Here is a 13,781-nt window from a genome sequence, read left to right on the forward strand (position 1 = left end):
TATTGTCGCGGGGTGGAGCAGCTCGGTAGCTCGTCGGGCTCATAACCCGAAGGCCGCAGGTTCAAATCCTGCCCCCGCAACCAAATTTAACAGTTAGAAGCCACCAAACATGGTGGCTTTTTTGACGTTTCAACATGAATACGTTCAATATCTTCTATTGACTGTGGTCATGATGGAATACTACACTAACGAGAGATAGGATACAAGCTGAGCTGGGACTCGGGAAGGGATATACAGCCATGGATCAACAACGTTTACACCGACGTCATCATGATGTCATGAAGCTGGGAATTGCGATGAGTCCTCGCGTATGGTTCAATGCGCGGATCGATATTATGGCGACGATGTTGTTCTCGTTGTTTAATGTTGTGATGAATCAGTTTTTTATGCCGTTCGCAATTCGCGAAGGGGCGAGCAATCTTCAGGTCGGCTTGCTGTCGGCAGCGCCTGCAATTGGACTTATTTTCTCGCCTTTATGGGCGGGGTTGATCGAACGGACTCGCAAGCCATGGCCATTTTATTTTATACCCAATTATATTGGAAGATTGCTGCTAATTTTTCCAGCATTATATTCTCATCCGACCGTATATGTCGCTACTGCTATTGGATATCAATTATTAATGGGCATTCAAGCTCCTGCCTATGCCTCGCTCGTATCCCGAATGTATCCGGGAGATGTACGAGGACGATTAATGGGTTATGTTCGGGTAGCGATGGGGGCTTTAATGATACCACTCGCGTACATCGTCGGCAGCTGGTCAGATGCAGCTGGGCCTATGGGGCCGCTCCTAACGGCTGCGGTATTCGGAATCGTGTCGCTTGCATTGTTCAACACGATGCGGCTTGGCAAACAGCCTTCTGCTGCAAAGCCCGAGTATCAGAAGGTGAAGCGTTCCGTTAAGGCAACATTGCGAGAACAATGGGAGCTGGTGAAAGGGAATCGTATACTGGTCGTATTTTTGCTGGCTACGACCTTCTCTGGTTTTGGCAACATGCTGTCAAATCCGTTATATCAAATTATTCAAGTTGATGTGCTAGAACTGTCGAATGTCCAGATTGGGATGGGACGGATTTCGTATTATTCGATTCTTCTTCTTACATATTTATTCGCAGGCTGGATGATCGATCGTTTTGACATTCGCTATACTTTGATGGCCGGAATAGGCGCATATGCGGTCGTACCGATGATCTATGGCTTGTGGGGGACATATGGAGCCGTTATTATTGGCAATGGCATTCAAGGGCTGGGAGAGGCAATATGGGATCTCGGGATTCTGTCGTTTGTATCGCGCTTAGTGCCTGGGCGAGAGGCAACTGTATTCGGGATGCATCTGATGCTGTTCGGTTTCCGCGGAACGCTTGGCCCTCTGCTTGGGGCGGGGCTGTCCGAATCGGTTTCCTTATCTACGCTGCTTATAATAGCGTCTATCTGTGGCTGGATCGGTACTGTTCTGTTCGTGGCAGGCAGCCGTCAGCGGTCTCGAAAAATTCAGGTTAGCTAAACAAGAAGACAACGGCTTGGAACAGATGAACGACGTGTCGTTCGCATGCGCCAAGCCGTTTGTCTCTTTATACCCATGGTTAGACCAGCTTCTGCTCCTTCAACAGCAGCAAGTCGATGAATTGCTCCTTTGTTACGTTACCGAAATAGTAGCTTGCTTCGATTCCTTCAAGTGCTGATCGAATAGCGGTTTCTTCGTAACGTATTCCGGTTAGCCGCTGCTCGATATCGGATACATCGCCGACGCCGAAGAAATCACCGAATATACGGATTCCGCCGATATGTCCGTCCTGTACATCAAGCCGTACGTCAATAATGCCCGCAGCGAACTTGTACGCATTCTGGATGTTACATTTCGGCGAACGGCCAAAGTTCCAATCCCAAGTACGATAGCGTGACTCGGACAACTCTCGAATCGCTTTCCAATCCTCTTCGGTCAGCCTATATTGAGGGACGTTTGAAGGCTCCATGCCGAAGATGCGGCGCAGCAGCTCGTCCCGGAATTGCTCGATTGTCAGTTCCTGCTGTAAAAATTCAGTAATGTTCGCAACGCGGGAGCGAACGGACTTGGTTGATTTGGATTCTATCTTCATCGGCTTCACTTTGAGCGCGGAAGCGACATGCTCCATCTCGGAATTGAACAGCAGCGTTCCATGGCTGAACATTCTACCACGGGTTGCGAACATCGCATTGCCGGATACTTTGCGTTCGCCAACCTGGATATCGTTGCGTCCGCTCAGCTCCGCATTGACGCCAAGCGCCTGCAGCGCATCGACAACAGGCTGTGTAAATTTACGGAAGTTGTGGAACGACTGGCCGTCATCCTTGGTTAGAAAGCTGAAGTTTAGATTGCCTTGATCGTGATATACGGCACCGCCTCCTGATAGACGGCGGACGACATGAATGCCGTGCTCCTCTACATATTCGGAGTTGATTTCCTCGATTGTGTTTTGATTTTTGCCAATGATGATGGACGGTTCGTTAATATAAAATAGCAGGTAGCTGTCCGTCATCGGCAGCTGCCGAAGCACATATTCCTCAATGGCCAAATTAATGGTCGGATCGGTAATGCCTAAGTTATCGATAAATAGCAACGCTGGTTCCTCCCATACGATTCCTCATGGTGCTTGTACGTTATCGTATCATATTTAAGCGGGTCATTTCTAATTGGCTTGGTCTCACTCCCTATAGTAAGTGCGGAACACGATATCCTGATCATAATTGCCGAAGCCTCGGCCATATAGCGTCATGCCTCCGACGTGTACCGCATCCTCGTCGACTGCGAAGCGAAGCGTCCATTGATTGCGTTCCAGCTCGATATCACGAAGTCCGACGGATGACAGCTTCATACCATCGATGAAGGTGCCCTCCTCGGTAATACGAAGCACTTTAAGGAAGCCATATTGGTTAATATGGTCCGGCCACCAGTCCGGCGTAAAGGAGCCTCGTCCGTTGCCGGAGTCTCCAGGACTAGTCCAGCTGCCAAGCGAAGTCCGGTTCAACTCGAACCGAATATCACTGGGCCAATTCGGGTTCGTACCGGGAGCTTCCGATGACAGCTCCATTGAAACTTCAATTTCAATAAGCTTCTGGGAAGCAAGCAGATAGTTCGGGATCTTGTATTCGACGAAGCCTTTGCCGAACCATAGGATATTGGCATGCATTCGTTCAGGAGAGAAGAAGTAACGCGGATCGTCAAATTGCCCGATATATTGTGATTTTGTTGCGAGTCCGCAGGTCGGATGAATGTCAAAGGACGTATAGTGCCCGATTGGAATCGACACCTCGTGCATGAACCGGGGAGATTCCTCTGAATGCGGCAGTGTGATTTCGATCCGTTCCTCGGCTAAGGAATTAAGCTTGTGAGTACCGCCGTTTCTCCGTACCATATCGGAACGGATAAGACCAGCCTGTTGAAGCTTGCGGATATGCATTGTCACAATGGCTGGGCTTAATTGCAGCCGCTCGGCAATATCTTTGTTGTTCATCGGTTGATCAGCAAGCAGCTGTAAGATCCGAAGCCGGACCTCACTAGCTAATGCTTCGTATAGTGGAAGCCATTGGGCATCAGTGTTAGCTTTGATCATAAATGATACTCCCCCAGACCTGAATTGGACGGCAATCAAGCATATATAATGCGCTTAAATTAATATAAACATAAATTCAAAAAAAGAAAAGAGTATATCATGAAAAAAGTGTTGCATACAGGCGGGTGATCGTATTAAATAAGGATATGGATTAACTTGTGCTAAATACAATTAATAATTTCATTAATTCAAAGATTTTGAAAGGAAGTATTGCACATGACTGTTAAAGCGAAGATGATTGTTGACAAAGATTTTGCAATTTCCGATATCGATAACCGGATCTATGGTTCCTTCATTGAACATCTCGGTCGTGCCGTATATGGCGGTATTTATGAGCCTGGCCACAAGGATGCCGATGAGCAGGGCTTCCGCAATGATGTACTGGAGATGATCCGTGAGCTGCAGGTGCCGATCGTTCGTTATCCTGGCGGTAACTTTGTATCCGGTTACAACTGGGAGGATACGGTCGGTCCGAAGGAACAGCGCAAACGTCGTCTGGAGCTAGCTTGGCGAGTGGTCGAGACGAATCAGTTCGGCTTCAATGAATTCGTCGATTGGGCGAAGAAAGCGAACTCGGAAGTGATGATGGCAGTCAATCTCGGTACACGCGGTATTGATGATGCCCGTAATATTATCGAATACAGCAACCATCCGGGCGGCTCCTACTGGAGTGATCTGCGCCGTTCGCATGGGTATGAGCAGCCGCACAATATTAAAACATGGTGCCTTGGCAACGAAATGGACGGCCCTTGGCAAATTGGACATAAGACGGCGACGGAGTACGGACGCTTGGCGCTTGAAACGGCGAAGGTCATGAAATGGGTCGATCCGACAATTGAGCTGGTTGCTTGCGGAAGCTCGGGGCTCGGCATGCCGACGTTCCCAGAATGGGAATCGACCGTGCTGGATCATACGTACGATCACGTAGAATATTTGTCGCTGCACCAATATTACGGCAACCAAGAGAACGATACGCCGACGTTCCTTGCCCGTTCGCTTCAGATGGAAGAGTTCATTCGTACAGTAGCGGCTACTTGTGATTATATGAAAGCGAAGAAGCGCAGTAAGAAGAAGATGCTTCTCTCCTTCGATGAATGGAATGTCTGGTATCATTCGAATGACGCCGACAGCAAACGGGAGCCGTGGGACATTGCACCTCCTCAGCTGGAGGACATCTATAACCATGAGGATGCGCTCGTTGTCGGTACGATGCTGATTGCTATGCTGAAGCATTCAGACCGGGTCAGAATGGCGTGCATGGCGCAGCTGGTTAACGTAATCGCGCCAATTATGACATCGAATGGCGGCGGGGTATGGCGTCAGACGATCTTCTATCCTTACCTGCATGCGTCGGTATATGGACGTGGCAAAGCGCTCGTGCCGCTCGTTCAATCGTCGAAGTACGATACGAAAGAAATTACCGACGTTCCACATCTGGAGTCGATCGCGGTACACAATGAAGAGAAAGGCGAAGTGACGATCTTCGCGGTTAACCGCCATCTCGAGGAGCAGCTTCCAATCGAGATCGATCTGCGCAGCTTCGGAGCTTGCTCGATTATTGAGCACATCGTCATGGAGAACGACGATCTGAAGGCTGTGAATACGGAAGCGGATCCAAATCGAGTGAAGCCACATAACCGCGGTAACGCAGCAGTGGACGGATCAACGATTCAAGCGAAGCTGCCGAAAGCGTCTTGGAATGTAATTCGCGTGAAAGTGTAATACACAGACTGAAGGGCTATCCTTCCAGCATCAGCTGGGAGGGTAGCCTTTGTTGTTGATATGAGGTTAGCAGCGCAGACTTCCGGACAATGAAAGGAGGAAGATCGGCTCACAGTGCTACCGCTGGTGGTTAATCATAACTATTGAGAGGGAAGTCTAGGAGACTAAAGTACGGATATGGTATGCTTAGGCACGGAGGGATGATGATGAAAGCGGACGAGGCGGGTACGAAGACATATAGAGAGGCACCCCTCAAAGGAAAAGTTCATTACTGGCTTGCCGCTGTGCGGCCATCCTTGCCGATCTACGTGGAGAGTCTGGGCTACAATCCGGTTCAGGAAACGATCAATCGCCATGCAGGTTACCCGTGCTTTCATTGGCTTCATACCGTGCAAGGAGAAGGGATCATCGAGGTGGCAGGGCAGCAGATGACGCTCCCGGTCCAAACGGGTTTTCTGCTTTATCCGCATATTAAGCACAGCTATAGGCCAAATGGTGGCAGCTGGTCGACAGAATATGTTACGTTCGATGGGCCTCAAGCGGCGGCGATAATGACGACGCTTGGCTTTCGACATTCGGAATGGTTCCGGTGGGAGAAAGGGACTGAGCTTGACGATCAGCTGGGGCGAATGCTGGGGGAGGTACAACGAGAGGATGATCGGTCGGGTCTGGATGCCTCCAGCGGTTTGTACCGGTTCTTGCTGCTGCTCAAAAAATATGGACAAGTCCGCACTGGCTCCTCGCTGTTTCATCATATGGAGAAACTGAATCCGCTGCTTACTTGGCTGGACGAACGATATGGCGATCCGTCAATCGGCTTGCCGGAGATGGCCGAGCAGCTTCATGTAACTCCGCGATATTTGAACATGTTGTTCCATAAAGCGCTGGGCATGACGGCGTATACGTATTTAATTCGATTAAGGCTGACGAAGGCCAAAGGGCTGTTGTCCGGCAATGAGCACAAAAGTGTTCATCAGATTGCGCAGGAGGTCGGTTATCGGGACGCCAGCCACTTTATTGCTGTATTCCGCAAGTCAGAGGGCATGACGCCAGAACAATTTCGCAGGCTCCATTAATCAATGTCATGTATAATAAGGGACAAAATTCGCCGCCATCTAATCTATGCGGTACGAACAGGCAGGTATGATGATGTATCGGTTGCTATCGAGTTGGCTGAACAATATGAAAATACGGTCCAAGCTGTTTCTGTCGCTGCTGCTCGTCGTAGCTGTGCCGGTTCTGATCGTTGGTCTGTTTCTTACGGTTGAATTCCGCGAGAAGGTGCTCGATGATGCGGTGTCGCAATCGTTGAATAACGTCTATCGAATAAAACAGCGTACCTCTGAGCTTATGTCGGTGCCGATTGAAGCATCGAACACGCTAATGTATGACGAACAGCTGAAGCATATCGTGACGACGAAGTATGAACGGGCGATCGATGTGTTTCTCGCATACCGGGATTATAGTGCGTTCCGTAATTTGTTGAATTTGCATACGGAAATAAGCAGCATCAGAATATATACAGAGAATCCAACGCTGCTGGACAACTGGGAGTTTATGAAGCTGACCCCAGCGACAGCGCAGTCGTTCTGGTACATCGCGGCGAAGCAGGATTCACTTGCGCAGTGGTACTTTATCGACGAAGAGACGAGCCCAGGTGTGAAAAGACTGAGCCTCGTCCGCAGGGTCGATTTTATGGAATACCGGACAAGCGCAGTGCTAGTTATTTCGTTGAACCGTACAGAGCTTGCCTCGATACTTATGAATGAGCCGTTCGATACGATGATTATCGACTCGAACAATTATGTCGTTGTCTCGACCCGCAAGTCAGATGAAGGCAGCGAGTTGACAGACGTCAACATTCGACATTTACTTGATGAGAACGGCGACGGAACCTATAATACCGTCGTTGATGGCAGGCGGTCAAAGGTTGTTGTCGAGTCGTTACATCCGTCATCAAGCCGTAATGGACTGCGGATTGTATCGGTCATTCGGATTGACAGCATCGTGAAGGATGCTAATCGGATCAGCTTTCTTGGCCTTGGCACGATGCTGATTAGTTTTATCGTAGCTATCATTATGATTTCATTTGTATCCAAGCTGTTGTCGAACCGTCTTCTTACGTTAAGTCGGGAGATGAACAAGGTAGCTTCAGGTAATCTAAAAGGATCGCTGCGAATCGATGGTAACGATGAGATCGGCCAACTGTCTAGACAATTCAACGCCATGATGAAGAGTATTCGCGATCTTATGGAGGAAGTGAAGGAGACTAATCTACAGCGCAATAGGCTGCAGATGAAACAAAAAGAGATTAAGCTGCGGATGATGGCGAGCCAGATTAATCCTCATTTTCTGTTCAATGCGCTGGAGTCGATTCGGATGAAAGCTCATATGAACAAACAGACAGAGATCGCTCAGACCGTGAAATTGCTCGGAACGCTAATGCGTAAAAATTTGGAAATTGGTGGTTCAAGCATTGCTCTTAGCGACGAGATTGACATCGTTCGCTGCTATTTGGAAATTCAGCGGTTCCGATTCGGAGACCGTCTTGTTTTTGAGCTGGATATCGCTCCCGAATCGATGTCGCTGCGAGTCCCGCCGCTTATCGTGCAGCCGCTCGTCGAGAATGCGGTTGTTCATGGGCTTGAGACGAAGGAAGAGGGAGGGTGCGTAATCATTCGTACGCGTGTAACCGATAACTTCAAGAAGCTCATCATCGAAATTGCGGATAATGGGCAGGGCATGGAGGAGCAGCGGCTACTTGAGCTTCTGGAGTCGCTTGAGGATATGGAAGACCGTGAGGGCTACCGGATCGGGATGAGGAATGTGCACCAACGGTTAAAGCTGATGCATGGAGATGCGTATACTTTAACACTGGAAAGTACACCTGAGCAGGGCACATTCATCCGGCTGGAGCTGCCAACAAGGAGTGACGCAGATGTATAACGTGATGATTGTAGATGACGAACCAACGATCCGAGAAGGGATGACGACGCTGATTGAGTGGGGGACGTACGGGTTTACCGTATGCGGCACAGCAGCGAACGGCAGAGAAGCGCTGGCGAGAGTAGAGGAGCTGAAGCCGGATCTGATGCTCGTCGATATTCGGATGCCGGGCATGAATGGACTGGAGCTGATCGAGCGGATTCGGGAAAGCAACGATCGCTGTCATTTTTTAATATTGAGCGGGTATTCTGACTTCGAGTATGCACGAAAAGCGATCGGTTTCCGTGTAGATGGATATTTGCTCAAGCCAGTGAATGAAGAGGAGCTCTGTCAAAGTCTAGAACGGATACAGGAAAGTTTGATCGCCGAGAAGGAAGCGCAGCGTCAGCATGACGAAGAGGTCGCTTGGCGAGGGGAGCAGATACTGAAATCGATCATATCCGGTGCAGCGGGAGATAGCTTGACGGACGAGCTGTGGAAGCCGATCGCCAAGCGGTTGTCCATTGAATGGCCCGGCTACCGGGTGGCGCTGGCAGAGATTGATCCCGGTGAAGACAACGATCCGGGCAAGATAAGCTTATTGAAGCGGAAATGGAGCAAGGAGCTTCAAGCCGGTAATCAGGGGTTTGTCTTCCTAATCGAGCCGTATATCGGAATATTGCTGCGTCAAGAAGCGGGAGTCAGCCTGACCGACACGGAGCTGCTTCGGCTGCTGCTTTCGAATGGATATACGGAAGAGGTGTTCGTGTCGGTCGGCGGTGCGGTATCTACATTCCGGCATGTTAAGCAATCGTATGACAGTGCGCTTGCAGGGCTGAAGTATCGGTTCGCGCTTGGTACGGGTGTCATTATGAATGCGGACGAGACAGCTTCTAAGGAGCTGGGAGAGCCGTCTGAGCTGCCGATTGAAGACTTGGCGGAGCAGTTATTCTATGCGATGGATATCGGGAATATGAAGAGTGCGATTCAGACCGTTGAGACGGCTGCCGCTCAGATGGCTGGAACGCTTCTGCCCGAGGAGACGGTGAAATCGAATTTTGCCCATATGTTGTCCACTGCATTAAATAAGCTTGTCAACGCTAACCCGCGGATCTATACGTCAATCCAATCGTTCGCGCCGGCAATCTCGGATATATTCCGCCAGAAGAGCATGAGTTCGCTCATAGAGCATATGAGCCGGATGATCGATGATGCTGTTCGTCAATCAGCTACTGAACACGGATCAGAGACTAAGATTAAGCAAATTGAAGATTTTATCCGGCGTCATTACCGGGAGAATTTGAAGCTGGAGACGTTGGCTGACCTGTTCAACTACAATAGCAGCTACTTAGGTAAGCTATTTAAGACGCATACGGGGGACCATTTTAATACGTATCTCGATAAGGTCCGAATTGACCATGCGAAGGAGCTGTTAGCGCAAGGATTGAAGGTGCATCAAGTAGCGGAGATGGTCGGATACGGCAGCGTTGATTATTTTCATACAAAGTTTAAGAAATACGAAGGAGTTTCGCCGTCAGTCTTCAAGGGCGGCAAATTGTAACGCTAGAACGATATCATTAACCGCGCGGCGATGCCGTGCGGTTTTGTTTTGATGCGGGAATGTCGGATATGTACCGGATTTTATAGCGGATTTATCGGGTAGGTTTGCAGGCGTAAGCTGGTGTACGATAAAGTCACAAAGATGTTTGGAACCGCTTACAGCACAGTGAATACGCTATTTTCCATAATAGGATGGAGAATGGGCTGGCGAAATTTTATATGATTTTTGCACGAATCTATCGGGTGTGAAACGGCTATAACCATCCCTTATGATGGAGACATACAAAAGGAGGGTTAGTATGGAAGCGATATCAAACACCAACAAAAAGCCCGGCGGACTGAAACGGAACAGCTTCTTGTTCAGGATGTTTCAGCAGAAGTACTTATATTTGATGTCCATTCCGTTCGTCATTTGGGTATTTGTATTTAACTACCTGCCAATCTGGGGCTGGACGATGGCATTTCAGAAATTTAGACCGGCGCGCTCGTTCTGGGATCAAGAATGGGTTGGCTTCAAGCATTTTGTCGATCTGTTCTCGGACGACCGGTTCTTCCTTGTTATGAGAAATACGCTCGCGATGAGCTTCATGAGCTTGATTGCGGGCTTTACGATTCCGATTCTGTTCGCAGTGCTGCTGAACGAGCTGCGTAGTCAGGTGTTCAAGCGGTTTGTGCAAACGGTATCGTATTTGCCTCACTTCGTATCGTGGGTCGTCGTAGCAGGTATCGTCACGAAAATGCTGTCGATCGACGGAGGTGTTGTTAATGACCTGTTGATGGGCTTGAATATTATCGACAAACCGATTCAGTTCATGGGTGAGCCGAAATATTTCTGGTCTATCGTTACGGCGTCGGATGTCTGGAAAGAGATGGGCTGGAACACGATCATTTATCTGGCCGCTATTACAGGCATTGACCCTGAGCAATACGAAGCAGCTCGTGTTGACGGCGCAGGACGCTGGCGTCAAATCTGGCACATTACACTGCCAGGCATTCGGACGACGATATCGGTTCTGCTCATCATGTCGATCGGCCATCTCATTCAGATCGGCTTCGAGAAGCAGTTCCTGCTCGGCAATCCGCTCGTCATCGATTATTCGGAAGTATTGGATCTTTATGCTCTCAATAACGGTATAACGCAAAACAGATACTCATTCGGTACGGCCATTAGCATCTTTAACTCGGTCGTTAGTATAATCCTTCTCTTCGTAGCCAACGGCATATTCAAGCGGGTGACGAAAGAAAGCATCATGTAAAGGAGGATGCCATCCATGGCCAAAACAAGAAAATCACTGATGAGCACGTCGATGAGCGACAAGCTGTTCGACGGCACGAACGTCGTCGTGATGTGCATCATTCTTATCGTCACGCTTTACCCGTTCTTGAATGTGCTCGCGATTTCGCTTAACGATTCGAACGATACGGTCCGCGGCGGCTTAACGATCTACCCGCGTGTCTTCACGTTCAAAAACTACGAAACGATATTTGCGTATCAAGGCCTAGTTACCGGCTTTTATATATCCGTTCTACGTACAGTTGTAGGTACACTGCTCGGATTGATCAGCGGCTCCATGCTGGCGTTCGTATTGGCACGTGTTGATTTCCAAGCAAGAAAATTTCTTTCAACGTTTCTTGCAATGACGATGTACGTATCCGGCGGTCTCATTCCGGTATACATGCTGATGAGAGATTTGCACCTGATGAATTCCTTCTGGGTATACATCTTTCCAGGTCTTGTCAGCGCGTTCAACGTCTTCATCATCCGTTCGTTCATCGACGGCCTGCCGTATGCACTGCAGGAATCGGCGAAGATCGACGGAGCGAACGACTTCACGATCTATTGGCGGGTTATTCTGCCGCTATGTAAGCCGGTGCTTGCCACGATCGCGCTGTTCCTGGCAGTCGGACAATGGAACTCTTGGTTCGATACGTATCTGTATAACGGCAGTACGCCTAGTCTGACGACATTGCAATACGAATTGACGAAGGTGCTCCAATCGACGACGAACTCGACCGATTACCGCGGCAAGAACATGACTGAGCTTGTGACGAGCGTATCGCCGGAATCGATTAAGATGGCGATTACGATCGTTGTATCGCTGCCAATTCTCGTCATCTATCCATTCCTGCAGCGTTATTTCGTCAAAGGTATGACGCTTGGCGCGGTTAAATCTTAATTGCTTCATTATGGTATTAACGAGGACAGATTGCCTGTCCTGTTATACAATATAAGATTCATGATTTATAAAGGGGAGGGACCTTATTATGAAACGCAAGATTCTAAAAGGAACTAGCCTGCTGCTTGCGAACGTTATGCTCGTATCGGCGCTTGCAGCTTGCGGTTCGTCCGACAAAGAGGAAGAGAAAAAGCCTGAATCGGCAGACAGCGGTACGGCGACCGATGCAACAGCGCTTGATACGACGCCGATTACGTACACGATGCTTGCAGCTGACGCAAGTCCAGACTGGAACCAAATGCAGGATGAAGTAGGCAAGCAAATTACAGCCAAAACCGGTGTTACGCTCAAAATGGACTTTGCTACCGATGAGAATAAAGTTTCGCTCGTTGCAGCAAGCGGCGAATATCCGGATATCATCTCTGCTAAAGGCAGCGCGAACCTGTTCGTTGATTCGGGCGCAGTGCTGGAGCTGTCCGATCTGATCGACAAATACGGTCCGAACCTGAAGAAGGTATACGGTGACTATTGGAACCGTCTGAAGTGGAGCACGGAAGACGAAGGCATCTATGTCCTTCCGACATATGATGGCGTGGGCAATACGTATTTTGATGCAGGCGGCGCTTTCAGCCTCCAGCACCAGGCAGTAGAAGAAGCGGGTTATCCGCAAATTAAAACGGTTAAAGACTATGAGAAAGTAATCGCGGACTATATTGCGAAGCACCCTACGAATGAAGACGGCCAGAAAATGTACGGCTTGTCGCTGCTTGCCGATGACTGGCGGATTTTGATCTCTGTAACGAATCCAGCATTCCAGGCGACGGGCGCATCGGACGACGGCGAAATCTATATTGATCCAGAGACGTATCAAGCAACGTTCCACTACCGCCGTGCGGAAGAGAAAGAATATTTCCGCTGGCTGAACCATATGAACGATATCGGTCTGCTCGACCCAGAATCGTTCGTACAGAAAGAAGACCAATACCAATCCAAAATCGCACAAGGCCGCGTTGTCGGTGTTATTGACCAGAAGTGGGGCTTCCAGCAAGCAATCGACACGCTTAAGAAAGACGGCAAGTTCGGCGCAACGTACGGCTTCTACTCCGTACAGCTGGATGACAGCACGATTGACCATACGTTCGAGCCTACGGGCTTCATGGGCGGCTTTGGCCTTATGATCTCGAAGGACGCGAAAAACCCAGAGCGCATCATTCAAATGCTCGACTACCTTGCATCCGATGAAGGTCAAGTCCTCATTAACTGGGGAATCGAGGGCAAGCATTACAACGTAGAGAATGGCAAACGCGTTATTCCACAAGACATTCAAGATGCGAAAGTGAACGATGCTTCCAACTTCAAGAGAACGACGGGTATCGGTCTCTATAACAACTACGCTCCTCACTACGGTGACGGCGTACTCGATTCGACGGGTAACTACTACACGACGAACTTCCCTGAGCAAATCCAAAGCACATACTCGGAAGAGGACAAAAAGGTGCTTGCTGCTTACGGTATATCGACGTGGAAAGACTTCTTCCCATCGGAAGAGGAGTTCAAGGCTAAGCCTTGGGGTGCTGCATGGAACCTGCCGCTTCCTAGTGATTCCGATGCGAACATCATTTACAACAAGCTGAAACCAATCGTGAACAAGCGTATTCCAGAGATCATTCTGTCGAAGCCATCTGAATTCGATGCGAAATGGGACGCGTTCATGGCTGAGATTGAGAAAAATGATGTAGCGAAATACGAGGAAGAGTACACGAAATATATTAAAGAGCGCGTAAAACTGTGGAGCGGCGAATAAGCTTG

Annotated in this window: 10 protein-coding genes and 1 tRNA gene; 9 read left to right on the forward strand and 2 right to left on the reverse strand. The window is 49.1% G+C overall.

Features of this window, described 5'->3' with window-relative positions:
- Positions 1-6: 6 nt before the first annotated feature.
- Positions 7-83: transfer RNA gene (locus tag PXY01_RS11565), tRNA-Met, on the forward strand.
- A gap of 156 nt (positions 84-239) precedes the next feature.
- Positions 240-1,502, forward strand: coding sequence for an MFS transporter (locus tag PXY01_RS11570; RefSeq protein ID WP_127570034.1), 1,263 nt, complete (start codon positions 240-242; stop codon positions 1,500-1,502).
- A gap of 79 nt (positions 1,503-1,581) precedes the next feature.
- Here the strand turns inward: PXY01_RS11570 and lplA are convergent, their stop codons facing one another.
- Positions 1,582-2,595 carry a lipoate--protein ligase gene (gene lplA, locus PXY01_RS11575; RefSeq protein ID WP_127570036.1) on the reverse strand — a complete coding sequence of 338 codons (1,014 nt, stop codon included), beginning with the start codon at positions 2,593-2,595 and terminating at the stop codon, positions 1,582-1,584.
- An 84-nt stretch (positions 2,596-2,679) separates the two neighbouring features.
- Complete coding sequence (locus tag PXY01_RS11580) at positions 2,680-3,588, reverse strand: ArsR/SmtB family transcription factor (RefSeq protein WP_127570037.1); 909 nt, start codon at positions 3,586-3,588, stop codon at positions 2,680-2,682.
- Between the two features lie 216 nt (positions 3,589-3,804).
- On the opposite strand from PXY01_RS11580, the gene arfA reads away from it, so the two are divergent.
- The 7 genes from arfA (at position 3,805) to PXY01_RS11615 (ending at position 13,776) form a co-directional block, all read left to right on the forward strand.
- Positions 3,805-5,310: an arabinosylfuranosidase ArfA gene (arfA, locus tag PXY01_RS11585; protein WP_127570039.1), complete on the forward strand. Its 1,506-nt coding sequence runs from the start codon at positions 3,805-3,807 to the stop codon at positions 5,308-5,310.
- Positions 5,311-5,510: 200 nt separating this feature from the next.
- Positions 5,511-6,386, forward strand: coding sequence for an AraC family transcriptional regulator (locus tag PXY01_RS11590; protein ID WP_164744390.1), 876 nt, complete (start codon positions 5,511-5,513; stop codon positions 6,384-6,386).
- A 67-nt stretch (positions 6,387-6,453) separates the two neighbouring features.
- Positions 6,454-8,256 carry a sensor histidine kinase gene (locus PXY01_RS11595; protein WP_164744391.1) on the forward strand — a complete coding sequence of 601 codons (1,803 nt, stop codon included), beginning with the start codon at positions 6,454-6,456 and terminating at the stop codon, positions 8,254-8,256.
- The gene (locus PXY01_RS11600; protein ID WP_127570042.1) at positions 8,249-9,796 is read left to right on the forward strand and encodes a response regulator transcription factor; all 1,548 of its coding nucleotides are present in this window, start codon (positions 8,249-8,251) and stop codon (positions 9,794-9,796) included. Before PXY01_RS11595 ends, PXY01_RS11600 begins: the two co-directional genes overlap by 8 nt.
- A 298-nt stretch (positions 9,797-10,094) precedes the next feature.
- Positions 10,095-11,051, forward strand: a complete 957-nt coding sequence (locus tag PXY01_RS11605) for an ABC transporter permease (protein WP_127570044.1) — start codon at positions 10,095-10,097, stop codon at positions 11,049-11,051.
- Between the two features lie 15 nt (positions 11,052-11,066).
- Positions 11,067-11,972 (forward strand): carbohydrate ABC transporter permease, encoded by a 906-nt coding sequence (locus PXY01_RS11610; protein WP_127570046.1) that lies wholly within the window; start codon positions 11,067-11,069, stop codon positions 11,970-11,972.
- An 88-nt stretch (positions 11,973-12,060) separates the two neighbouring features.
- Positions 12,061-13,776, forward strand: coding sequence for an ABC transporter substrate-binding protein (locus tag PXY01_RS11615; protein WP_127570048.1), 1,716 nt, complete (start codon positions 12,061-12,063; stop codon positions 13,774-13,776).
- Positions 13,777-13,781: the final 5 nt, after the last annotated feature.

It is taken from the genome of Paenibacillus xylaniclasticus (assembly GCF_004001065.1).
Lineage (GTDB): Bacteria > Bacillota > Bacilli > Paenibacillales > Paenibacillaceae > Paenibacillus_T > Paenibacillus_T xylaniclasticus.